Source organism: Bacillus sp. B-jedd, assembly GCF_000821085.1.
Lineage (GTDB): Bacteria > Bacillota > Bacilli > Bacillales > Cytobacillaceae > Bacillus_D.
In genome coordinates this window covers 3,789,140-3,813,732 of sequence record NZ_CCXR01000001.1, presented here as the reverse complement: position 1 = coordinate 3,813,732, position 24,593 = coordinate 3,789,140, and the positions used below count along the sequence as shown (strand labels likewise).

Here is a 24,593-nt window from a genome sequence, read left to right as displayed (position 1 = left end):
TATTCAGAAAAAGTACGAGCTTTTGCAAGAAAGGCAAGTCGCCAAATGGGAAAGTATATTTCAGTTTCGTATGTGACATTCAAAAGAAATAGGCCGTTATGATGCTATTAGAAGGCGCCATAAACGGCCTTGTTTATTTATCGATTGCAGATTTCATCGCTTTGGCGTAAACTTCGGCCAGATATCTTTGGCCCTCCGTACTTGGATGAAGCCGGTCGGGTGCCATGTACTTATCGAAATTGCCCTCATTCAACTTTCCTGCCATATCAATGTACATACAGTTAGGCACCTTGGAACAGGCCATTTTTATATCTTCGTTGTATGGCTTCAGTTCTTCATCCGAGTATGAAGGAGTGGCCATAATGGAGCTTGCAAAGACTTTTGTATCCGGCAGGGCGTCATGGATCGTTTTGATAAATTCCGCGTACTTTTCCTGATATTGCCCATGGGTCATTTCTCCTCTGTTGATTGGAGAGATGGAGTTGAATCCGTAAATAGCGAGGACATAATCCGGTTTCAAATCAATCACATCTGGCTTGACCCGTCCAAGGGCGCTGTTTTTATCGGACGGCGGGGAAGATATATCAATGTCTGTTCGGCCAATTCCCTGATTGATGCTCTCTACTCCCATGATGTCGCCAATGACAGTGGCCATTGCTTCCATCCCCATATTTGGAGTGCCAGTCCCGTCGGCATGGCTATGGCCAATGACAACAAGCCGCTTTCTCTTTTCCTTCGGCTTTTTTGCTTTCGCCCCTTCACTTATGTAGAGGCCATTTATCTCGCTAATGTTTGAAAAGCCAATTTCAATCTGATGCCATCCTTTTTTATGCTTATAAATCGGGATGTCCAAATACTTGCCATCCGCCTTTAACTTTTGTTCTACAACCTGTTTACCATCAACAAAAATAAAGACTGTACCGCCGATGCCGCGTTGTTTCAATGTGGCAAAACTGCTGTCTGTCTCAATCCTGGCCCGCCGTCCATAATGCCGTCCGTTCTTGCCGTCAAGCCAGCCCTGCATCGCTTTATCACTGTCGGCCTTCGTAACCTCTTTCCATTGTCCATTCGTGTAAAGCCATTCTGGTGCAGTCGGTGCAATGAATCGTTTTTCCGCTGTCTGGGCCGCTTTTTGCTGGCAGCCAGCCATTAATAACAGAAATAATGCTGCGATTAGAATCAAGTATCCATTGGCCTGCCATTGATTTTTAATGAAAGCAGTCATTATCCACTTCCTTACACTATATAAATGATTATTTATAATTTATGGCATCTGAAGAAGCCTGTAAATACTATATCTTTCGTCAAATATTGCGATTGTATAAAAAGGCTTAACCTTTAGAACCGAGATAGTCGATTTTTCCTGGATAAATGAAGCATGTTAATTCTCTACAAATGGGAACATCAACACCTTTTTTGATTCACAGTATTGAAGCAGCGGTTCGCCTGCCAATGGAATTGGGCTCATCATATTGACAGCCACTTCCGCCTCGGCATCGGCCACATCCCATGGAAGGTGGTGGATATCGCCGCGCAGAATTTTCCCGTCCTTTTCTGTAAACAGGCAGTAACGCTCAATCAGCCAGTGTTCAAGCGTACCAGACCGGGTTACACTCCCCCTTGAAACAGGCCGATAAGTCACGTTGAACCGTCCGAATCCATCCTCGGCATTAATTCGCTCATTCGTAAACCTGAAACCCTTCTTTCCTTTTGCAAAAACTTCCCGTTGCTCAGAGGGTTCAACGGTAACTTTGTCACTGGGAGATAAGGAACCCTTGAAGTCAACTTCCTCAAAATCCATCTCCGCATTTTTATACGGCAGCGCCAGAAATCCATTTGCCGCCATCACAGCCGGGGCAAGATTGGCGTCCAAAGAAAAGAACCATACACCCTGCCGGCCGTTCCGTTTCACGTATGTCCTGACATTCAGCTCCAAATATTCGTTCAGCATCGGGATTTCCGGTAAAATCCGAAAGCGCTGATGTTTCACCTGAAAAGGGGAAATTGAAATCCAGGCCGAGCCGTCCCACGTATCCAGCTCCAATTCAGCCGGGAGGTGCTGCCTGACTTGTCCTGCGTCAACGCGCCAATGAAGAAACAGCAGATTCTCCCACGTCTGGGTCATGAGCCAGGGCAAATTCGGCAGAGGATATGGCCTGTGACGCGTCTCCTTCAACAACTTAACCATTATGAATGCCTCCGTTCCCAGCACTTTTGTTTAAAAGCCACACTATTTGTAACCTTACCCCGCTATTACGCTGGACATCCCAGTCCGGCCGCTAATTTTGCAAAAAACGGGAGATATGCTTTTTTAACCGTTTTCGGTTATGATAGAGAAGGAAAATCACGTATACATACGGGAGGAAATATGAGAGAACTAGACGAGGTTTTATATCAATATTTACGTTCCCACTCACAAGATTTGACGGAGGAATGGCTAAGCCGCCGCGCCACAAAGGCAGGTTCTCCCTACTCCAGCGACGCCTCCCCCGAACTTGTCAGGAAGCTGCGCGAACAAAACGGGCAGTTCAATGAAAAAATTACGAAAGTTTTCATAGAGGATGAAGATGTTTTCAAGAAGGACATCGCTCCCTGGACGCAGGCCGTTTCTGAAGATCGGGCGAATTCCAATGTCCCGCTTTACTATGTCCTGGAACAATTCGGAGTTTTCAAGAGCGTTATTTTGAATTTCGTAGAAAAGTTTGCACATGAAGCCAATCGCTCTGTGGAAATCGACGATGTTTTCAGATGGACCAAGAAACTAAATGTCGCTTTTGACCAGGTGATTGACCTGTTCTCAAAGCATTATTATGAAGTGAACAATAAAATCATTTCGGAAAAGGAGAAAATCATTTCCGAACTGAGTGCGCCGGTTATCCCGGTCACCAAAGGCACCGGCGTACTGCCGCTTATTGGCGAAATCGATCTCGACAGGGCGACGGCCATCATGGAGTCGGTCCTGAACCAAAGCGCTTCGATGCGGATCAGCAGGATTGTAATTGATATGTCGGGAGTCCCGACGGTGGATTCCGCTGTCGCCTGCCAGCTCTCAAAGATGTTCAAAGGATTGAATCTGATCGGGATCCGCGTGACATTGTCAGGAATCAGGCCTGAGGTTGCGCAGGCAGCTACCTCGCTTGGCATTAACTTCAACAATGCGCAGTACGAAACGGATCTTGCTGCGGCCCTGGAAAAAATCAATTGGTAAACCTTAAAGAGTTCTGAAGGAAAGAGGGGAAAAAAGGTGATTCAATATTTATCGGCATTCTTCCTGCCGGGGCTGGCCGTCATGCTCTTTGCCCGGGTCACCTATAACCGGGTCATTGGACTCGCCTTGACTGTCGCCTTGATCGCCGCATCTGTTTATAAAGGCTACACCGACAGCTGGGGCCTGATCATCGTTGACGCCTTCTCGCTCACAGCAGGCTTTTGGGCGGCGACACTTTTCATCCCAAAGCGCACGAAGAAACAGGCTTGAATCGTATACCTAATTTGCCCTCCGGTAATCTGCCGGCGGGCTTTTCTTTTGGCAAAAACAGTCATAGAACGGGTTTCCGGCTCGCTCTGTTGGATAAAATAGAGAGAAAAGGGAGTAAACTCCGAAAAATTTATCGAATATTTGTTCGTATAATATTGGTTTGTAATATAGCCTTTGTGGTAGAATGTTCATATGAGATTTTCGGACAGTGCCGGGACAGCCATTCCGGCATCATTTTAGTTTCCCGGATTGGAGGTTCGGACAGTGAAGAACCAATTTGAATTAGTATCAAAATATACGCCGCAGGGGGACCAGCCAGCTGCGATAACGAAACTCGTGGACGGAATCTACAAGAAAAAGCGGATCCAAACGCTTCTTGGGGCGACAGGTACCGGAAAGACGTTCACTGTTTCCAATGTGATCAAGGAAGTGAACAAACCGACGCTTGTCATCGCCCACAATAAGACGCTGGCCGGCCAGCTTTACAGTGAGTTTAAGGAATTCTTCCCGAACAATGCGGTTGAGTATTTCGTTTCGTACTATGATTACTATCAGCCGGAAGCCTATGTGCCTCAGACGGACACATTCATTGAAAAAGACGCGAGCATCAATGATGAAATCGACAAGCTGCGCCACTCGGCAACGTCGTCCCTTTTTGAAAGGCGGGATGTGATCATCATCGCGTCTGTTTCGTGCATTTACGGCTTAGGTTCGCCGGAAGAATATAAGGAAATGGTGCTGAGCCTCAGGACCGGGATGGAAATCGAGCGCAACAAGCTGCTTCATAAGCTCGTCGACATCCAATACGCCCGTAATGACATCGATTTCAAGCGCGGGACGTTCAGGGTGCGCGGAGATGTAGTCGAAATCTTCCCTGTGTCAAAAGATGAGCATTGCATCAGGGTCGAGTTTTTCGGTGATGAGGTTGAACGGATTCGCGAAGTGGACGCGCTGACAGGCGAAATTATCGGCGAGCGGAACCATGTCGCGATTTTCCCGGCATCCCACTTCGTCACGAGGGAAGCGAAACTGAGGCTCGCGATTGAAAATATTGAAAAGGAACTTGAAGAGCGGCTTGAAGAGCTCCGGGCGGAAGATAAATTGCTCGAAGCTCAGCGGCTCGAGCAGCGGACCCGCTATGACCTCGAAATGATGAGGGAAATGGGCTTTTGCTCGGGAATCGAAAACTATTCCCGCCATCTGACATTAAGGCCGCCAGGTTCGACGCCGTATACGCTTCTTGATTACTTTCCGGATGACTTCATGATTGTCGTCGATGAGTCGCATGTTACGCTGCCGCAAATCAGGGGTATGTTTAATGGAGACAAGGCGCGCAAGCAGGTGTTGGTTGACCATGGATTCAGGCTGCCGTCCGCGCTCGATAACCGGCCGCTCACCTTTGAGGAATTCGAGCAGCACATTCACCAGCTGATTGCGGTTTCGGCGACACCGGGGCCGTATGAGATAGAGCATACACCGGAAATGGTCGAGCAGATCATCCGTCCGACCGGCCTTCTAGATCCGACAATCGAGGTCCGGCCAATCGAAGGCCAGATTGACGACCTGATCGGGGAAATCAACGAACGGGTCAAGCGGAACGAGCGCGTCCTTGTGACGACACTGACGAAGAAAATGTCCGAGGACCTGACCGATTATCTGAAGGAAATCGGCATTAAGGTCAATTATCTTCATTCGGAAGTAAAGACTCTCGAGCGGATTGAGATTATCCGCGAACTCCGGCTTGGAAAATACGATGTTCTTGTCGGGATCAACCTTCTCCGTGAAGGGCTTGATATTCCGGAAGTATCTCTCGTCACGATTCTCGATGCCGACAAAGAAGGCTTCCTCCGTTCCGAACGTTCGCTGATCCAGACGATTGGCCGGGCGGCGAGGAATTCGGAAGGGAAAGTCATTATGTATGCGGATAAGATGACCAACTCGATGCAGATTGCAATCGAGGAAACGAAGCGTCGCCGTGCCATCCAGGAAGAGTATAATGAAAAGCACGGCATCACACCGACGACGATTCAGAAGGGTATCCGCGATTCAATCCGCGCAACTCAGACGGCTGAAGAAACGGAAACTTATTCACCGGCACAATCACTTGGCAAGCTGGCAAAAAAAGACCGCGAGCGTGTCATAGCCAATATGGAAAAAGAAATGAAGGAAGCCGCGAGGGCGCTGGACTTCGAGCGCGCCGCCGAGCTTCGTGACCTGATATTAGAGCTGAAAGCGGAAGGATGACTGCAACATGGCGATGGATAAACTGATTGTAAAAGGCGCCAGAGCCCATAATTTGAAAAATATCGATGTCACCATTCCGAGAGATAAACTTGTCGTCCTGACAGGGCTTTCCGGATCCGGAAAGTCCTCGCTTGCCTTCGACACCATCTATGCCGAAGGGCAGCGCCGCTACGTCGAGTCTCTGTCCGCCTACGCCCGCCAGTTCCTCGGGCAGATGGACAAGCCGGATGTCGACGCAATCGAGGGCCTTTCGCCGGCGATATCGATAGACCAGAAAACGACGAGTCGCAACCCGCGTTCGACCGTCGGGACGGTGACGGAAATCTATGATTATCTGAGGCTTCTTTTTGCCAGGGTGGGCCGGCCTGTCTGCCCGAACCACGGAATTGAAATCACCTCTCAGACGATTGAACAAATGGTTGACCGAATCCTTGAATATCCTGAAAAAACCAAGCTCCAGGTTCTCGCCCCGGTTGTATCGGGAAGGAAGGGAACCCATGTCCAGGTTCTTGAGGATATTAAGAAGCAGGGGTTTGTCCGCGTCAGGGTGGATGGGGAAATGCTTGACCTTGGCGATGAAATCACTCTTGAAAAAAATAAGAAACATTCCATCGACGTCGTTGTCGACCGTGTCGTTGTCAAGGAAGGAGTCGCGGCAAGGCTGGCTGACTCGCTTGAAACCGCACTCGGCCTCGGCGATGGAAAAGTTGTCATTGACGTCATCGGTGAAGAGGAGCTGCTGTTCAGCGAGCACCATGCCTGCCCGATTTGCGGCTTCTCGATTGGCGAGCTCGAACCGCGGATGTTTTCGTTCAACAGCCCGTTCGGCGCCTGCCCTGACTGTGACGGTCTTGGCGCAACTTTGGAGGTCGACCCGGATCTCGTCATTCCGGATAAAGAACTGAGCTTGAATGAGAATGCGATTGTTGCATGGGAATCCGTATCCTCCCAATATTATCCGCAGCTACTCAAGGCGGTCTGCAACCATTACGGGATCGACATGGATGTGCCGGTCAAAAATCTCCCAAAAAACCAGCTGGACCGGATTTTGTACGGTTCAGAAGGGAAGAAGATTTACTTCAAATACCGCAATGATTTTGGCCAGGTAAAAGAGGGCTATATTGTGTTTGAAGGCGTGCTCCGGAATGTGGAGCGCCGCTTTAAGGACACAAGTTCGGATTGGATCAGGGAACAGATGGAGAAATATATGTCCCAGCATCCTTGCCCGACTTGCAAAGGCTATAGGCTGAAGCGTGAAAGCCTTGCTGTGCTTGTTTCCGGGAGGCATGTCGGTGAAGTGACCGAATTGTCGGTTGAGGATGCGTTTGCCTTTTTTGAATCGCTCGATCTGACTGAGAAGGAAATGAAAATTGCTAGGCTAGTCCTCCGGGAAATCGGCGAGCGGCTCGGCTTTTTAATTAATGTCGGCCTGGATTACCTGACCTTGAGCAGGGCGGCCGGGACGCTTTCCGGGGGGGAGGCGCAGCGAATCAGGCTGGCAACCCAGATTGGTTCGCGCCTGACCGGCGTACTCTACATTCTGGATGAGCCGTCGATCGGTCTCCACCAGCGCGATAATGACCGGCTGATCGGCACGCTGAAGAATATGCGCGACATCGGCAATACGCTGATTGTCGTTGAGCATGACGAGGACACGATGCTTGCCGCCGATTATTTGATCGATGTCGGTCCGGGTGCTGGCGTCCATGGCGGGGAAATCGTTTCTGCGGGAACACCGCAGGAAGTCATGGATGATCCCGCGTCACTGACGGGCCAATATCTATCCGGCAAAAAATTCATCCCGCTCCCGCTTGAGCGACGGAAACCGGATGGCCGTTTCATTGAAATAAAGGGAGCCAATGAAAACAACCTTAAAAATGTTTCGGTCAAGTTCCCGCTTGGCGTGTTCATGGCTGTCACGGGCGTTTCCGGCTCCGGCAAAAGTACGCTTATCAATGAGATTTTGCATAAATCACTTGCCCAGAAGCTTCACCGCGCAAAAGCAAAACCGGGAAAGTTCAAGAGCATCAAGGGTGTTGAGAATCTCGAAAAAGTAATCGATATCGACCAATCGCCTATCGGAAGGACACCACGCTCCAACCCGGCTACCTACACCGGCGTGTTCGATGACATCCGTGATGTTTTTGCGTCAACCAATGAAGCGAAGGTGCGCGGCTATAAAAAAGGCCGTTTCTCCTTCAACGTCAAAGGCGGCCGCTGTGAAGCTTGCCGAGGCGACGGGATCATTAAGATCGAGATGCACTTCCTGCCGGACGTATACGTTCCATGTGAAGTATGCCACGGCAAGCGCTACAACCGTGAAACGCTTGAAGTCAAATACAAAGGCAAAAATATTTCCGATATTCTTGATATGACAGTAGAAAATGCACTTGAGTTTTTTGCCAATATCCCTAAAATCAGCCGTAAGCTCCAAACGATTGCCGATGTCGGGCTTGGCTACATCACGCTCGGCCAACCGGCGACGACGCTATCGGGCGGGGAAGCGCAAAGGGTTAAGCTTGCCTCCGAGCTGCACAGGCGATCAAACGGGAAATCGTTCTATATACTTGACGAGCCGACTACCGGGCTTCATGTCGATGATATCTCGCGGCTGTTGAACGTCCTCCAGCGGCTTGTCGACAATGGCGATACCGTCCTTGTCATCGAGCATAACCTTGACGTCATCAAGGCGGCGGATTACATTGTCGACCTTGGTCCGGAGGGCGGGGATAAAGGCGGCACAATCGTCGCGACTGGGACGCCGGAGCAGATTGCCAATACGCCGGAATCCCATACAGGCCGGTACCTGAAACCAGTCCTTGAACGGGACCGCGACCGTATGCTCAAGCTAATAGAAGCGGAAGAAAAAGAAGTGGCCAAAGCAAAATAAAAAATAACGGGATTGCTCTCTTAAAGGGATGCAATCCCGTTTTTATTTTCCTTCGGCTAGCGAAGAACTTTTTTGCAAAAGTTTCGTCTGTAAAAGGGGAGGGATTTCTATAATTGTAACAATTCTGAAATTTATGTAAAATATAGGTAATAGATTTCAAACGGAGCCTGGACAGTTAGAGAGAGAATTCAGGCCAAAGGGGGAACAGCATTGATTATTAAGTATATTTTAAAACAGGGGATTTTATGGGTGATCGTCATGGCCATCTTTTTGGCGCTATTATTTTTGCCGAGGGATATTGTTTTTCTTGATCCGGCTTCGAAATTCTCGTTAGAGTCAAAATACGATTATTCGATTGAAAAACATATTGAGCAATTCAAGAATTTTTTTACATATATTAAGGAAAATAAGGGACTTGGCGATATTCGGGAAGGGCAGAGCCGGGTCGACAGCATTTGGAATACGTTTCTGAAAAGCATGAAAATCGCCATACCAGCTCTTTTTATCGGCCTGTTTGGCGGAGTGGCAAAGGGTGTGTTCGATTATCGGATCCGGAATAGGAAAACAAGGATTTTCGGGGAAACACTCACAAGGTTTTTTATGTCGATCCCGGATTTGTTCTTAATCATTTTCATACAAATCGCCATCATGACCGCATATGGATGGGGCCTTTTGCCGTACATGAAGGTTTACGGAAGCGATACTCTCAGTACAACGATTCTCGGGATTATTTATCTTTCAATCTATCCGGTTTTTTATATCGCAAACATCACCTATTCGAGCATTCGGGATGAGCAGGCAATGGATTATATTAAGACGGCTTTTTCAAAAGGGACTTCTTCCCTTAAGGTTTTGTACCGCCACGTTTTAAAGAACTGCTATCCGAAAATCCTCAGCCACACGAATACAATCACGCTTTATACACTTTCGAATTTGTTCATTGTTGAGAAGCTGACGAACTTTCGCGGGGCGGCATACTTTTTCTATCAGTCTGTCGAATCACCGTATGCATTTGCTGTCGGCCAAAACCAGTTTCCAATCAATTTATTTAGTGCGGCGGGCTATATTTTTCTCTTCACAGCGGTCATTTTTTTATCAAAAATAGCCAGCCAAATCGGAAAGAACATGCTCTATCCGCTTGAAAGGAATGAAATGTAATGAAAAGAAACTGGAGACTGTGGACAGGTGCGTTCTTTTTGATCCTTTTGGTGCTGGTAGCTGTTTTCGGGCCGAATTTGCCTTTCGTCGATACGGAATTAAAGGAACTGGGGGCTTTTAAAACCGAGGAAGGAAAATTTGTCCTTCCACCTTTTCCTCCAATGGAAGGCTATCCGCTTGGGAGCAACTATAAGGGTGTCGACATTCTCAGCCTGCTGATTATGGGGGCGGGGGAAACGTTGAAAATCGTTCTGAGTGTAGTCGTGCTCCGTTATGTCTTTGCGATTCCTTTGGCAGTTGCAGGCTTTTATTCAAAAGTCATGGAGGGAATCATGCATGGCTGGCAGCAGCTTTTTTCATTCATGCCGCCGATCTTTTTCGTTGCGTTTTTCTCCGGCCTGCCATTCATCTATTTCTCTGACTGGCGCCCGGTGTGGATGATTCTCGTCCTCGCCCTGCTTGAAACCGGGCGGGTAGCCGAGATCATCCACACCCATTTGGGAGATACAGAAAAACGGCCCTATATTGAAGCCGGGATCGTTTCCGGCTGCTCACCGTACCGATTGTTCAGGAATTATTATCTGCCTGTTGTCATACCAAATATTATTGTACTGATCATCAATGATTTCGGCAGGATCCTTTTTCTATTGTCCCAACTTGGAATCGTTCGCATTTTCATCAGCATGAAATTCATGATGAATGAATGGGGAACTGGGTATGAAGTAGTGAATACCTCCCCATCTTGGCCAATTCTGTTCATGACGATTCTCGATGATGTCCGAATCTACAAATGGGTTCCGCTGTCGGCTATTGGGGCAATCGGACTGACGCTTCTGTTCCTGAATCTGTTTGCCGGAGGCGTACAGCGCTATTTTGAAACGAAGCACCGGATGGTCAGAAATGACCTGTAGGCCAGTTGGATGAACGAGTGGCCAGGCAGGATGAACGAGTGGCTAGGCAGGATTTATCTTGTGGAGTGAAATTCTGTGAAACTTTTTGTTGCGCCTATACGTAAAACAGTGATAGGAGGGTAAAAAGTATGGATACAAAGAAAGTTTTATCCGGGTTATGTTATTTCAGTGTTTTATTCGCCCCATTCCTGCTTCCCATCGTTGTTTTCTTTGTCGCGGAGGACGCGGGCACGAAACATCATGCTAAAAAAGCCTTATTATCACACCTGCTTCCATTTGCGGCAATCCCAATCGCGCTGGCTGCATTCTTTTTCAGCGTCTCAGGCGATCCCGGAGCCGGGTTTGTGGCTATACCATTTCTAGGATTCGCCGTATATGGCCTCCTTACATTGGCCGTCATCATCTGGAATATCATAAAAGGAATCAAAGTACTTCAAGAGCCATAAAATTCGAATGAAGCAGGGGGCGGTTCCAGTGTCTCACTTGCACATCGAAGCTCCATGAAAACCAGTTGATTTTTAGTTATATCTTAGCAACATCGTTATTTAGGAATTTTTGAAATGAAAGGGGAGTTTTTTATGAAGGAAGAACGGAAACGGATTTTGGAAATGGTCGAGCGCGGGAATCTGTCGGCGTCTGAAGCGATTACGCTGCTTGAGGAGCTGGAAAAGTCTACTAAGTCTGCCGGGGAGAAGGAGCAGGAAATCATCAATGAACTGGCGGTTGTCGTCCATGACGACCAAAGCAAGCAATCACAGGATGAAGGCCCCTACAAGAGCAGTTCGCCAAAGGATAAACTGTTTGACTTGCTTGAGACCGCCATCAAGAAAATCAGGGAGCTTGATCTTGATTTCAATTTTGGCCAGTCAGCGGAAGTCTCGCATATTTTCCACCAAAATGCGGTCAGCCTGAAAGACATTGATGTCAGCATTGCCAATGGGTCGTTGAAGCTTGTCCCGTGGGAGCAAGAGAATGTCCGCGCCGATGTCCAGGCAAGGGTATATAGGGTCGACAACCAGGATGAGGCGAGGAAGGAGCTGCTTGAATCGGTTGTTTTTGATGTGGAAGATGGCCGCCTGCGGTTTATCGCCCAGCAGAAATGGATGAAAGTCGATGCTGTCCTTTATGTTCCGGATGCAGCGTATGAGAAAGTCCGCGCGAAATTATTCAATGGGCCGGTTTCCGGTGAAAACCTGACTGCAGCTGATTTAAAAGCGAAGACCGGGAACGGTAAAGTGTCCTTTAAAAATATTAATGGCCGAAAGCTCGAAGCTGAGACGGCGAATGGGCATATTAAAGTGGAGGGCTGCGACCTTGAGAAGCTTGAGGCGGAAACGATCAATGGCGCTGTAAATGTCGGCGGTTCGATACGGACAGCTGACTTGAGAACCTTTAATGGCAATATCCATTGTGAGCTGAAAGGAAGCGCGGAATATATCACGGCAAAAGCGACAACTGGCGCTATCGACATTTTCGTACCGGAAGGCATGGCTGTTGATGGCGAACTACGGTCCAATCTCGGTGGTTTCCAGGTCGATCTTGACCGTATCCAGCTTTTGGAGGAAAAGAGTGAAGTGATCCAGAAGCTGCTCCGTTTTAAAACAATTCAGGAGAATGGCCAGCAGACAAGAATTGCAGTAGAAACGAAAACAGGCTCGATTTCGATCAAGAAATCAATTTTGCCGATGAATCAGGAAACTGAAATTTGATTCAGCTTCCAGAAAAATTTTGCGAATAATAAAAGATATAAATAAAAGGTTTTTTCAGGCGGGAAAGGATGTTGCGAGATGAGATGGCTTATCGGGATAGGGATTAATGCAGTTTTATTCATGGCATTGGCGGGGTACTTCCAAGACGATTTTCAGGTGACAGGAGTCGGTGCTGCGATTGTTGCCAGCTTCGTGCTTTCAATCCTAAATGTGCTCGTTAGGCCGGTGCTCATTCTGCTTACTCTTCCGGCAACGATCCTGACTCTCGGCCTGTTCCTGTTCGTCATCAACGCGCTGACACTGCTGATGACAGACTCCCTGATGGGCTCGGCTTTTGAAATTTCCGGATTTGGCATGGCATTTCTTGCCGCTGTGATCATTTCCGTTGTGAACGTGATTATGCAGAAGTTCGTCTTTGAGGAGAAGTGAGGAAGTGTTCTTTTTCGAAAAAAGGGCCTGTGGAATAGTCCACAGGTTCTTTTTGTTATTTAGCATAAACGTAAGCATCAAACCCATCGGCCTTCAGCTTCTTTACGAGCGCATCGGCATTATCTTTTTTCGTGAATGCGCCTGCCTGTACTTTGTATAAGCTGTCTTTATCCTTCACGGCAAATGCCTGATAGCCTTTTGCAGTTAATTTTTTGACCAGTTCATCGGCGCGGGTTTTCTCTCGAAACGCTCCAGCCTGTACTTTATAGAGGGTTTTTGCCGGTTTGGGTGGAGCGGGTTTTTTCTTCAAGCTGTATTGCTCGGCAATTCCTGCAACAATGGCTTTGGCGCATGTCATCCGGTACGTGTCGGAACGGAGCAAAGCCTCTTCCTCGCGATTCGTCATGAAGCCGCATTCGCTGAGGATGGCGGTCATTTTCGTCTCTCGAAGGACATGGAAATTGGCGGTTTTTACTCCCCGGTCACGCAGTCCGGTTTTTGCGACAAGATGTCGCTGAACCTTTTGCGCCAATTCAACCGCTTCGCGCGGTTTTGTGACATAAACAAACGTATCGACCCCATTCGCGCTATTCCACGTATCCTGGTAGGCATTCGCATGAATGGCCACATACACATTCACGCCCAGGCTATTGGCCTTATCCGTCCTTTCCCTGAGTGGAACGTCCCGGTCATCGGAATGGGCGAAATATACAGTCACGTTTTGATAGGTTTCAAGTTCCTTTTTGGCATAATTGGCAACGGCCCGGTTAAACTCGTACTCCCTCATTCCGGAAGGGCTCCTTTTGCCAGCAGTGGAATAGCCATGGCCAGCATCAAGCATAATTTTCATTCTGAACATCTCCTTTCCACATTGATTTCACACTATTAACATATGGAAAAGAAGTGGCGGGAGACATGGACAAACAAGTATTTTTCTCTAGCAAAACTTCAATTCCGTTAATGCCTTGGAGCCCAAAGAATCACTGAAACCCCAACCAGGCAGATAGCCGCTCCGACCCAGTCGTATAAATCAGGCGTTTTCTTGTCGATTCCCCAGCCCCATAGGACGGCGAGAATAATAAAAATCCCTCCGTAAGCCGCATAAACACGTCCGAATGTCGGGAACTTCTGCAAGGTAGGGATAACACCGTAAAAAACGAGGATCAAGCTCCCGGCAATCCCGTACCAAAGCGGCCGGCTTTCCCGAAGCCAGAGCCAGACCAAATAGCCTCCCCCGATTTCCGCAAGGCCCGCTGCAATGAATAGTAAAATAGCTAAAAACATGATTTTCCTCCAAGTGAGTTTCTTTAAAGTTTTCTTTTATTGTAATGCGAAATTAGCTGCGGTTCCAAATTTTGCATTCAAACAGGCAGGGAAACCAGACGATATTGACCAGTTGAAGGCTGGAAGACAAAAAAACCGGACGATAGACTAATAGAATTGGTGGAAAAAACAAAGAAACTGGCTGATAGACCAGCCGTTATTGGGAGAAAAATCGGTTAGCCCGCACTTGGAAATCTATTGAAAAAAGGAGAGCCGAAATCCGGCTCTCCTTGATTTAATATTCACCTTATTCTCCGACCAGGCTAAGTGCCTCTTCATCGGCGATGATGGTCACATTTCCATGCTTTTGCAGCGCTGATGCCGGGAAGTCCTCGGTCACTTCGCCTTGAATCAGGCTCCGCATCGCTTCGGCTTTTGATTTGCCAAATGCCAGAAGGATGATCTCCTTACTTTCAAGAATCGTCTCGATCCCCATCGTGATCGCCTTAGTAGGAACTTCCTCCCTTGAAGAAAAGAAGCGCGCGTTGTCCTCGATGGTTTCCTTTGTCAGCGGGACAACATGTGTCCGACTGGCAAAAGAAGTACCCGGCTCATTAAAGGCGATATGGCCGTTTCGGCCGATGCCGAGCAGCTGTAGGCCGACACCGCCAAGGGCAGCGATTCTTTTTTCATAATCGGCGCACTCAGCTTCAAGATCCGGGGCTTTGCCGTCCGGAATGAAGGTGTTTTCCTGGTTGATATCAATATGGTCGAATAGCGTTTTCTTCATAAACGAATGGTAGCTGTTCGGGTTTGATTGCGGCAGGCCGATATATTCGTCGAGGTTCACCGCTGATGCCCTGCTGTAGGAAGTGCCATTCTTTTTATGATCCTCAATCAGGTACTTGTATGTCCCGACCGGTGTTCCTCCAGTGGCAAGCCCGAGGACAATCTCCGGGTTGCTGCGCACCTTTCCGGCAATCAGTTCTCCTGCCGCCTTGCTCAGCTCAGCTTCATTCGCAACCTTAATAATCTTCAATACGTATCCCTCTTTCCCTTAATATTTAAACCAGTCCGGGATGCGGCTGGTATTTCCTCAATGCCGTGCTCCGGTCCTATTTGTACGAATCAATTACCCTTTTGAAATGCCAGTTCCCCCCGGCAATAGGTTTTCTCGACGTTCATCGCCTCATCAAGAATGACGAGATCGGCATCCTTACCGGCGGCGATGCTCCCCTTTTTGTCAAAAATGCCAATTTGCTTTGCTGGGTTAATGCTTGCCATTTTGACAGCGTCCAGGAGGGAGAGGTCGGAGAACGTGGCAACGTTCCGGACCGCTTCATTCATTTTCAAAATGCTTCCCGCCAAAGTCCCGTCCGCCAATACCGCTTTGCCATTGCCCACAGTGACATCCTGTCCACCCAGATCATATATCCCGGCATTCAGGCATTTCGCCCGCATTGAATCAGTGACAAGCAGCAAGCGATCCGTTCCTTTTGCTGCTACTGACAGCTTGACCATTTCCGGCGCGATATGGATGCCGTCGACAATCATTTCGACCATCAGTTCTTTGAACAGCAGCGCCGCACCCGCAGTACCCGGTTCGCGGTGGTGCATGCCCCGCATGCCGTTATAAAGGTGGGTCACATGCTTCGCGCCCGCTTTGACCGCTTTTTCTACTTCCTCATAAACCGCATCGGTATGCCCGATGGAAGCGATAACGCCATTTTTGTCAAGATACTCAACAAACTCAAGTCCGTTTTCAAGCTCGGGCGCCATTGTTACGAGCTTGATCAAGCCTTTCGCTTTATTTTGCCATTTGCTGAACAGTTCAATATCTGGATTGAGGATGTATTCCTCCGGTTGGGCGCCTTTTCTTTTTGCGTTAATGAAAGGACCTTCAAGGTGGACACCGACGATTTCTGCCTTGCCGGGTCCATTTCCGGTCTCGCAATAGCTGGCGGCATTTTCAAGTGCCCGTTCAATATTTCCATGCTCCTGGGTGATGGTCGTTGCGAGGAACGCTGTTGTTCCTTCGGCAGGCAGTGCTTCCGCCATTGTCCGTAGCGCGTCAGGAGTGGCATCCATCGTATCCGCGCCGGCAGCGCCATGGATATGGAGGTCGACAAACCCTGGCACGACCGTATGGGATTCGGGAATTTCAATCACTTCGGCATCCTCATATTTGCTTGGAAGCTCGGACAAATGCCCTGCCGCTGTAATCTTTCCACCTTCCAAATACACATACTGATTTGTCTTTACCTCATTTTCAAACACGGCCTTACCCTTAATGACTACTAACATGCCCAACATCATCAGCTCCTATCTGCTGTCTTCGATCTTCAGTCTGTCTTTAGTATACAGTCTTTACCACCGATAAGTATAAAATTTACCTTTATGAATGTCCATACCACAGCTAGGCTGTTATAAAATTGCGTCAGTTCGTTTGGTTCTGGCAAAAAAAATGATAAAATAGATAGAATCTATCGTATCCATTTTGCCTGTGCAAGGAAAAGAGGAGGAACCATTTTGCTAAAAGTTCGCGCAAGAGATATTTATGAAAAGTTCAATCTGGAGCTTGTGGCAGGCGGAGAAGGCATCGACAGGCCGATTACGACAAGTGACCTGTCCAGGCCTGGAATTGAGCTTGCAGGCTATTTCAATTATTATCCGGCTGAGCGCATCCAGCTGCTCGGCATGACGGAATTATCATTTTTTGAAAAACTGGATGAGGAAGACCGGGTTGCCAGGATGGAGGAGCTTTGCACCGACATTACCCCGGCCATCATTATTACCCGCGGACTAGAGGTACCGCAGGAATTAATCGACGCGGCCGAACGCGAATCGGTGCCGGTCCTCCGAACTAAATTCAAGACAACACGCTTTTCCGGGAACCTGACAAATTTCCTTGAAAGCAAACTCGCGCCGACAACTGCAGTCCATGGGGTCCTCGTTGATATTTACGGGGTCGGGGTCCTGATTACCGGCAAAAGTGGAGTCGGTAAAAGTGAAACCGCGCTTGAACTCGTGAAACGCGGCCACCGCCTTGTTGCCGACGACTGTGTCGAAATCCGCCAGGAAGACCAGGACACCTTGATTGGCACATCTCCCGAGCTGATCGAGCATCTCCTCGAAATCCGCGGACTCGGCATCATCAACGTCATGACTTTGTTCGGAGCGGGAGCTGTCCGCAGCAGTAAGCAAATCACTCTGAATATCGATCTTGAAATTTGGGATCAGCATAAACAATATGACCGGCTCGGGCTTGACGAGGAAAAAATGAAAATCATTGATTCGGAAATTACAAAGCTGACGGTCCCAGTCCGCCCAGGCCGAAACCTGGCCGTCATTATTGAAGTCGCCGCGATGAATTTCCGGTTGAAACGGATGGGTGTTAACGCCGCCCAGCAATTCACTGACCGCCTCTCCGATGTCATCCATGATGAGGGTGCGCAGTAAAACGGTAAAACTTTGTTAAATAGCCGCCATGGTAATGGGAAACTCACATCATGCTGAGAAAGATAGTTTTGCCAAAAGACAGAGAGATTAAAGGAGAATGAGAATGGAAGCAACGATTACACCACTCAATCCAATCGCGTTCCAGCTCGGCCCGTTCGCGGTCCATTGGTATGGGCTCATCATCGGGACCGGGCTTGCGCTTGCCTTATACCTGGCGATGCGGGAAGGGGACAAAAGAGGGCTGCCGAAAGAAACCTTTTCCGACCTACTCATCTGGGCTATCCCGATCGCGATCATTTCCGCGCGCATTTATTATGTTATTTTTCAATGGGACTATTACGCCGCCCATCCCGGCGACATCATAAAAATCTGGAACGGCGGCATCGCCATTTACGGAGCGCTGATCGGCTCCGTTTTAACAGCGTATTTCTTTACGAAGGCGCGCGGCATTTCTTTTTGGAAGCTTGCCGACATCGCTGCACCGAGTATTATCCTCGGCCAGGCAATCGGCCGCTGGGGGAATTTCATGAACCAGGAAGCCCATGGGGAAGAGGTTTCCCGTTCATTTCTTGAAGGCTTGCACCTGCCGGATTGGATCATTAATCAAATGTACATTGACGGACATTATTATCACCCAACCTTCCTGTACGAATCGCTCTGGAATTTTGCCGGCGTCGCGCTGCTGCTTTTCCTCCGCCGCGTCAACCTGCGCCGTGGAGAAAGTTTTCTGGCTTACGTCATTTGGTATTCAATCGGCCGTTTCTTCATTGAAGGGATGCGCACGGACAGCCTGATGCTCGGTGAGATCAGAGTCTCGCAGATGCTCGCAATTGGCCTCATTGTGCTTGCCGCGGGATTGATTATTTACCGGCGTAAAAAAGGCCTCGCCAATGCGCACTACCTTGATGATGACGGAAAAGGATTATAGGGGCGGGACAAAGTATTTTGCTTAGTGTACGTGAAAATCCGATAGTTTTTTATGCAAAATTAAATTAATCAAACGATAGGAATAAACCACATAAACAAAGGGGAAAACAGAGGCAATGCTCATCAATTCAATCAAAAAGGGCTTATTAGTTGGCATTAAGACAACCTGGTCGCTTGGAAAGGTCATTTTTCCTGTTACACTGGCCGTTTCCATTTTGCAATACACGCCCATCCTGCCATGGCTCATCAATGCAATCGGCCCGATGATGAAATTGATTGGCCTGCCGGGGGATGCGGCAATCCCGCTCGTGCTCGGCAATTTCCTTAATCTCTATGCTGCAATCGGCGCCATCCTGACACTCGATTTCAGCGTCAAAGAGGTATTTATCCTCGCGGTCATGCTGAGCTTTTCGCATAATCTGCTCGTTGAGTCGACCGTTGCCCTGAAAGCGGGCGTCAAGCTATGGGTTGTCCTCACGGTCAGGCTCGGCCTGGCTGTTGTTTCGGCAGCTGTCATCAACCTTGTCTGGCACGGCGGAGCGGAACAGGCAGTTTACGGGCTCATCCAGGCAAAAGCAGAGCCCGCTTCCGGACTTTTGAACATCATTCTTGAAGCGATCGAAAAAGCTGGCCTTGGCATCATTCAGCTGGCCATCATCGTCATTCCGCTCATGGCCGCGATTCAAATCCTTAAAGACCTGCAATGGCTCGGCAAATTTTCGAAAACGATGGCGCCAATGACCAGAACGCTTGGGATGAAAGAAAACACATCGACGACAATGGCGGCCGGGCTCCTGTTCGGACTCGCCTATGGGGCGGGCGTCATGATTCAAGCAGTCGAAGAAGACGGCGTCAGCAAAAAGGATGTCACACTCGCGTTCATCTTCCTCGTCGCCTGCCATGCAGTCGTTGAAGACACACTCATCTTCATCCCGCTCGGCATCCCAGTTTGGCCGCTGCTGCTCATCCGGATCGGCGTCGCCGTTATCTTGACTCTGATTGTTGGAACGCTCTGGAGAAAATCCGGACTCGTGCGGCGGAAAGAACAAGCGAATAACATTCAGTAGTGTTGGCGACTTAGTGGAGGGGAAATTCTGTTTAGGGTCGCCAATGGGGGGCTTGGCGCCTTTGCGGAGTGAAAATTCTGTTTAGAGTTGCCAATCGGAAGTCTTGGCGCCTTTACGGTGTGAAAATTCCGTTCAGGGTCGCCAATGAGGCGTCTTGGCGCCTTTACGAGTCAAAAAATGCCGTCCAAGGTCGCCAATGTGGACCTTGGCGCCTTTTTGAAAAAAATCATCGGAAATCACCCTTGACCACACCCTGCTTCAACCCATAGAAAGGAAGTTAATTTATGAGCGTAAATACAAAGGCAATCGATACTATCTTGTTCGATCTTGATGGAACCCTGATCGATACGAACGACCTGATCATCAATTCATTTTTGCATACATTAGACCGGTATTATCCTAACAAATACACCCGCGATGATGTGCTCCCGTTCATGGGGCCGACGCTGGTGGAAACGTTCGGCTCAATCAGCCCGGAAAATATGGATGAAATGATTCGTACCTATAGGACGTTCAACCTTGCAAACCATGACTTGCTCGTCAAGGAATTCACCGGCGTGTTCGAAACCGTCCGCAGGTTGAAGGAAGGCGGCTATAAAATCGGCATCGTGACAACAAAAATGCATGATGTCGTCCTGAAAGGTATGAAGCTCGCAAAACTGGACCAGTTTTTTGACGTTGTCGTCGCTCTTGACCATGTCTCGAACGCAAAGCCGGATCCTGAACCGATTTTGCTAGCGCTCGAGCAGCTTGGCTCTAAACCCGAAACAGCTATCATGGTCGGTGATAACTACCATGACATCCTGGCCGGTCAAAACGCCGGCACGAAGACAGCCGGTGTCGCCTGGACCGCCAAAGGACGCGACTACCTAGAAAAATTCGAACCGGATTTCATGCTGGAAAGCATGGCTGACATCCTCGATATTGTCGGGGCTGGCGGTCAATGAGACGGACGCAGCGCTTCCCGGTCGAAGGCGCCAATTCCCTTTGGCATGTTTACAAAACCGTCCCGTTCTGGAAAGTCGTCAAAAACTTTATCGTCATCCAGATCGCGCGCTACACGCCGATATTGGGGATGAAAAACAGGCTCTACCGGAGATATCTTGGCATGGAGGTCGGCGAACAGACTTCGTTCGCTCTCATGGTCATGCTTGATGTCATGTTCCCGGAAAAAATCTCGGTCGGCCGCAACACGGTCATCGGGTATAACACAACGATTCTTGCGCATGAGTATTTAATCAAGGAATACCGGCTCGGCGAGGTCCGGATCGGCAGCGAAGTCATGATTGGCGCCAATTCGACCATTCTGCCCGGCGTCGTTATCGGCGACGGGGCCATCATCTCGGCCGGCACTCTCGTCCATAAAGACGTACCCGCCGGAAGCTTTGTCGGCGGCAATCCAATGCGAGTCATTTATACGCCAGAACAGCTTGCCGTGCGCTGGGCGGACGACCCAGTTTACGGGAGTAAGCAGGACTAAAGAGGGGATGGCTGTCCATGGAGTATGGTGCTAGCAGATTGCTGGCTTTATCCGCACTTTTTGCGATTTATCCGTAAAGTTTTGGACTTTATCCGTACTTTTTTTGATATATCCTTACTTTTTTCTATTTGCCCGTGAAGTTTTGCCTTTTATCCGTAAATGAGTCAACGCATGCTTTCAATAAGAAGCTCCAAGAAGATTTTCCAGCCAACAAACTCAAGCCCCCGCGCCCATGAATTTATGTTATACTACATAAGTTACTACATTCGTGGAGGACTTCATGGGGAAAGATTCGAAAGCATTTAAAACAAAAGGTAAACTACTTTCATTTTTCCCGACTGGTGAGCATTATTTTGCAAAAGGGCTGAAGGCCTACCACCGACGGGATTTTACGAAAGCGAAAAAATACTTGCAGCGGGCATTTCAGCTTGAACCGGCAGAACCGATGATAGCTTGCCAGCTTGCTTTAGTGAATACAGAAATAGGAGAATACGAGACTTCCATCAGGCTTCTGCACCTCATCCTTGATGAAATGGACCCGGATATGACGGAGTGCCATTATTTCTTGGCGAATAATTATGCTCATTTGGGCATTTTTAAAGAGGCCGCCCGCCATTCGAAGAAATACCTCGAACTTGAGGAGGATGGTGAATTCGCGGAGGACGCGGAGGATTTGCTCGAGATTCTTTTTCTTGAGGGCATCGCCGACGAGGATGGCCTTTTTGAGGAAGACGATTTGATGCTCAAGCAGGAGGAGGCGCGAAGCCTTCTTGAAGCAGGCCATTTCCTTGAGGCGATCGAGATGCTGGAAGGGATTGTGAAGGAATATCCTGAGTACTGGTCCGCCTATAACAATCTGGCCCTTGCCCATTTCTATCTTGGCAAGGCGGAGCGGGCCGACCGTGTCCTGGCAGACGTCCTGGAGCGCAATCCCGGCAACCTCCATGCTTTATGCAACCTGCTAGTGTTCGCGCATTATCGCAAGGATCAAGCGGAAATTGACAGGCTGGTTGGCATTCTCGGCAAAATCAAGCCGCTTCTGGCCGAACATCAGTTCAAGCTGGGCGCGTCTTTTGCCCTCGCAGGCGAATACAGGCTCGCTTTCGAATGGCTGAAGAAGCTGCATAAATCCGGCTATGAGGGAGACGGCCCGTTTTTTTACTGGTTCTCGTATGCGGCCTACAAGGTCGGTAAGGAAGAACTCGCGCAGTCACTTTGGCAAAAGTTGCTGGCGATCTCGCCGGACAAGGAAGGTGCCGAACCTTGGAAAAAAGCTTCTGAGGAGAATGGATTGGAAGGCCAGCCGCAGGCGATTTTGCAAAAGCTGGACAGTACCCTTCCGGAAGAAAGGCTTTTTGCTATTTTCCTAATCTCGGTTTCGCCAGACAGGGAAGAACTGCTGGCATCGGTAGAAGATGCACGAAACAGCGATCTGGCCGTAATTGAACGTGAATATACAGCATATTTGAAGAGTGGGGCGCGCGCCGGCATAACGGACGCCCATCAAACGGCACAGCTGCTTTATGAAACGTACTCTCCGATTGAGGAAGAGGAAGCGGGCCTTTATCTCCTGTGGTTTTCGGTTTATGGAAAAGCCAAGGAGCGCGGGCTCAGCTTGAAAAACCACAATGCGTGGGCCGCGGCCGTCGAGTACATTTGGCTGAAATCACAGAACGAGAAAGTTTCGATGCAGGAACTGGCGGGACAATATGATGTTTCCTCGGCAACAGTCGGGAAATACGTAAAACTCGTTGCGGATTGTGTAGAGTGTTAGTCCTATAGAAGGATTGCCGCAGCTTCCGCGCTAATATTTTTGCAAAATCAAAGCCATTCCGCCGGGGCGGGATGGTTTTTTTATATGCTTGATGAAAGAATTGTCGAAGCTATACTGAATCTCAAAGCCCTAAATCGATTCCGAGCTTATCAAACGGTAACAGAGAAGGCTTCTCTAAGCCCGAATCGCTTCTGAGGGATTCGAAAGGTAACAGAGAAAGCTTCTCTAAACCCGAATCCAATTCCGAGCGGTTCAAAAGGTAACAGAGACGGGGGCTCTAAACCCGAATCGCTTCTGAGGGATTCGAAAGGTAACAGAGACGGGGTATCTAAGCCCAAATCAACTTCCGAGCCACTCAAAAGGTAACAGAGAAAGCTTCTCTAAACCCGAATCCAATTCCGAGCGGTTCAAAAGGTAACAGAGAAGGCTCCTCTAAGCCCGAATCCGCTTCCGAGCGGGTCAAAAGGTAACAGAGCAGCCTTCTCTAATGCCCGAATCCGCTTCCGAGCTGGTCAAACGGTAACAGAGCAGCTTCCTCTAAGCCTGAATCGACTTCCGAGCCACTCAAAAGGTAACAGAGATCCAGTCACCTCAATCCGAACTCGCCGCCGGAGAGGTATCTCTGTCACGGATTGTCACAATTTCGGCCCAAATTGTCACAATTAAGGCAGGCAGCGGTGTTTTTTGAGCAGATGTTTGGACGCGGATGACCGTTGTTTAATAGGATAGGTGTGAAAAGGTAAGACTAATTGGAGTGCAATTATTGTTCTGCATAAGGAGTGACAGGCATGTCGGAAGAAAAAATTTATGATGTGATTATCGCGGGTGCCGGACCAGCCGGTATGACAGCAGCTGTTTATACATCAAGAGCCAATTTGTCCACGCTGATGATTGAGCGCGGGATTCCGGGCGGACAGATGGCCAATACGGAAGAGATTGAAAACTATCCTGGTTTTGACCATATCCTAGGGCCGGATTTGTCGACGAAAATGTTCGACCATGCGAAGAAGTTCGGTGCGGAATATGCGTATGGTGATATAAAGGAAGTCATCGATCACGGTGATTACAAAGTAGTAAAAGCAGGGACGAAGGAATACAAGGCTTATTCAGTCATTGTTACCGCCGGTGCTGAATATAAGAAAATCGGCGTTCCCGGCGAGAAGGAACTTGGCGGACGCGGCGTATCCTATTGTGCCGTTTGCGATGGCGCGTTTTTCAAAAACAGGGAGTTGGTCGTTATTGGCGGCGGAGACTCGGCTGTTGAGGAAGGGGTCTATCTTACGAGGTTCGCGAACAAAGTGACAATCGTCCATCGCCGCGATGAGCTTCGCGCGCAAAAGATTCTTCAGGACCGCGCTTTTGCAAACGAAAAGGTTGATTTCATCTGGAACCATACTGTCAAGGAAATCAATGATAAGGATGGCAAGGTTGGCAGTGTCACACTTGTATCGACGGTTGATGGAACGGAAATGGAATTCCCGGCTGATGGTGTATTCATCTACATTGGCATGGTGCCTCTTTCTAAGCCGTTTGAAGGCTTGGGAATCACGAATGCGAATGGTTATATTGAAACAAATGAGCGGATGGAAACCCGGGTTCCTGGTATTTTCGCAGCCGGCGATATCCGTGAAAAGACACTCCGCCAAATTGTTACCGCAACAGGTGACGGAAGCATCGCCGCCCAGTCGGCGCAGCATTTTGTTGAAGAATTGAAGGAAAGCTTGAAGGAAAAACAGGCTTAAAAAAAGGCCGCTAAGATTTTAGTCGCACAGAAAATCCATAATGTGGAAAAATGTCGAAAAAA

Annotated in this window: 22 protein-coding genes; 16 read left to right on the top strand and 6 right to left on the bottom strand. The window is 48.8% G+C overall.

Annotated elements, in window-relative coordinates; genetic code table 11:
- Positions 1-133: 133 nt before the first annotated feature.
- Both BN1002_RS18790 and BN1002_RS18785 read right to left on the bottom strand, forming a co-directional pair.
- On the bottom strand, positions 134-1,225 hold the full coding sequence (locus tag BN1002_RS18790; RefSeq protein ID WP_048827053.1) for an SGNH/GDSL hydrolase family protein: 1,092 nt from the start codon (positions 1,223-1,225) through the stop codon (positions 134-136).
- A gap of 156 nt (positions 1,226-1,381) precedes the next feature.
- Complete coding sequence (locus BN1002_RS18785; protein ID WP_048827052.1) at positions 1,382-2,188, bottom strand: YqjF family protein; 807 nt, start codon at positions 2,186-2,188, stop codon at positions 1,382-1,384.
- Between the two features lie 180 nt (positions 2,189-2,368).
- On the opposite strand from BN1002_RS18785, the gene BN1002_RS18780 reads away from it, so the two are divergent.
- The 9 genes from BN1002_RS18780 (at position 2,369) to BN1002_RS18740 (ending at position 12,819) form a co-directional block, all read left to right on the top strand.
- The gene (locus tag BN1002_RS18780) at positions 2,369-3,208 is read left to right on the top strand and encodes an STAS domain-containing protein (RefSeq protein ID WP_048827051.1); all 840 of its coding nucleotides are present in this window, start codon (positions 2,369-2,371) and stop codon (positions 3,206-3,208) included.
- Between the two features lie 36 nt (positions 3,209-3,244).
- Positions 3,245-3,478, top strand: a complete 234-nt coding sequence (locus tag BN1002_RS18775) for a CsbA family protein (RefSeq protein ID WP_082036303.1) — start codon at positions 3,245-3,247, stop codon at positions 3,476-3,478.
- A gap of 264 nt (positions 3,479-3,742) precedes the next feature.
- Positions 3,743-5,722 carry an excinuclease ABC subunit UvrB gene (gene uvrB / locus BN1002_RS18770; RefSeq protein WP_048827050.1) on the top strand — a complete coding sequence of 660 codons (1,980 nt, stop codon included), beginning with the start codon at positions 3,743-3,745 and terminating at the stop codon, positions 5,720-5,722.
- A 7-nt stretch (positions 5,723-5,729) separates the two neighbouring features.
- Positions 5,730-8,612 (top strand): excinuclease ABC subunit UvrA, encoded by a 2,883-nt coding sequence (gene uvrA / locus BN1002_RS18765; RefSeq protein WP_048827049.1) that lies wholly within the window; start codon positions 5,730-5,732, stop codon positions 8,610-8,612.
- A gap of 210 nt (positions 8,613-8,822) precedes the next feature.
- Positions 8,823-9,770 carry an ABC transporter permease subunit gene (locus BN1002_RS18760; protein ID WP_048827048.1) on the top strand — a complete coding sequence of 316 codons (948 nt, stop codon included), beginning with the start codon at positions 8,823-8,825 and terminating at the stop codon, positions 9,768-9,770.
- On the top strand, positions 9,770-10,681 hold the full coding sequence (locus BN1002_RS18755) for an ABC transporter permease subunit (protein WP_048827047.1): 912 nt from the start codon (positions 9,770-9,772) through the stop codon (positions 10,679-10,681). Before BN1002_RS18760 ends, BN1002_RS18755 begins: the two co-directional genes overlap by 1 nt.
- 128 nt (positions 10,682-10,809) lie before the next feature.
- Positions 10,810-11,127: a magnetosome magnetite crystal formation protein family gene (locus BN1002_RS18750; RefSeq protein WP_048827046.1), complete on the top strand. Its 318-nt coding sequence runs from the start codon at positions 10,810-10,812 to the stop codon at positions 11,125-11,127.
- Between the two features lie 132 nt (positions 11,128-11,259).
- Positions 11,260-12,390, top strand: coding sequence for a DUF4097 family beta strand repeat-containing protein (locus tag BN1002_RS18745; RefSeq protein ID WP_048828060.1), 1,131 nt, complete (start codon positions 11,260-11,262; stop codon positions 12,388-12,390).
- Positions 12,391-12,468: 78 nt separating this feature from the next.
- Positions 12,469-12,819 carry a phage holin family protein gene (locus BN1002_RS18740; protein WP_048827045.1) on the top strand — a complete coding sequence of 117 codons (351 nt, stop codon included), beginning with the start codon at positions 12,469-12,471 and terminating at the stop codon, positions 12,817-12,819.
- A 55-nt stretch (positions 12,820-12,874) separates the two neighbouring features.
- Here BN1002_RS18740 and BN1002_RS18735 read toward each other — a convergent pair whose 3' ends face one another.
- The 4 genes from BN1002_RS18735 to nagA form a co-directional block, all read right to left on the bottom strand.
- A complete protein-coding gene (locus BN1002_RS18735) occupies positions 12,875-13,669 on the bottom strand; it encodes an N-acetylmuramoyl-L-alanine amidase (RefSeq protein WP_048827044.1) in 795 nt (264 codons plus the stop codon).
- Between the two features lie 107 nt (positions 13,670-13,776).
- Positions 13,777-14,106, bottom strand: a complete 330-nt coding sequence (locus BN1002_RS18730) for a YnfA family protein (protein WP_197072883.1) — start codon at positions 14,104-14,106, stop codon at positions 13,777-13,779.
- 283 nt (positions 14,107-14,389) lie between these two features.
- Entirely contained in the window at positions 14,390-15,121 is a 732-nt protein-coding gene (gene nagB / locus BN1002_RS18725; protein ID WP_048827042.1) for a glucosamine-6-phosphate deaminase, read from the bottom strand.
- A gap of 89 nt (positions 15,122-15,210) precedes the next feature.
- Positions 15,211-16,395, bottom strand: coding sequence for an N-acetylglucosamine-6-phosphate deacetylase (nagA, locus tag BN1002_RS18720; protein WP_082036302.1), 1,185 nt, complete (start codon positions 16,393-16,395; stop codon positions 15,211-15,213).
- A 216-nt stretch (positions 16,396-16,611) separates the two neighbouring features.
- Here nagA and hprK point away from each other — a divergent pair, with 216 nt between their 5' ends.
- From hprK to trxB, 7 genes are all read left to right on the top strand, one after another.
- Positions 16,612-17,541 (top strand): HPr(Ser) kinase/phosphatase, encoded by a 930-nt coding sequence (hprK, locus tag BN1002_RS18715; RefSeq protein ID WP_048827041.1) that lies wholly within the window; start codon positions 16,612-16,614, stop codon positions 17,539-17,541.
- Positions 17,542-17,644: 103 nt separating this feature from the next.
- Complete coding sequence (lgt, locus tag BN1002_RS18710) at positions 17,645-18,469, top strand: prolipoprotein diacylglyceryl transferase (RefSeq protein ID WP_048827040.1); 825 nt, start codon at positions 17,645-17,647, stop codon at positions 18,467-18,469.
- 115 nt (positions 18,470-18,584) lie between these two features.
- Complete coding sequence (locus BN1002_RS18705) at positions 18,585-19,535, top strand: nucleoside recognition domain-containing protein (RefSeq protein ID WP_048827039.1); 951 nt, start codon at positions 18,585-18,587, stop codon at positions 19,533-19,535.
- A gap of 284 nt (positions 19,536-19,819) precedes the next feature.
- Positions 19,820-20,482, top strand: coding sequence for a pyrophosphatase PpaX (ppaX, locus tag BN1002_RS18700; protein WP_048827038.1), 663 nt, complete (start codon positions 19,820-19,822; stop codon positions 20,480-20,482).
- Entirely contained in the window at positions 20,479-21,015 is a 537-nt protein-coding gene (locus BN1002_RS18695; RefSeq protein ID WP_048827037.1) for an acyltransferase, read from the top strand. The genes ppaX and BN1002_RS18695 overlap by 4 nt, the downstream gene beginning before the upstream one ends.
- A gap of 280 nt (positions 21,016-21,295) precedes the next feature.
- Positions 21,296-22,789 (top strand): tetratricopeptide repeat protein, encoded by a 1,494-nt coding sequence (locus tag BN1002_RS18690; RefSeq protein WP_048827036.1) that lies wholly within the window; start codon positions 21,296-21,298, stop codon positions 22,787-22,789.
- A gap of 788 nt (positions 22,790-23,577) precedes the next feature.
- Positions 23,578-24,531 carry a thioredoxin-disulfide reductase gene (trxB, locus tag BN1002_RS18685; protein ID WP_048827035.1) on the top strand — a complete coding sequence of 318 codons (954 nt, stop codon included), beginning with the start codon at positions 23,578-23,580 and terminating at the stop codon, positions 24,529-24,531.
- Positions 24,532-24,593 lie beyond the last annotated feature (62 nt).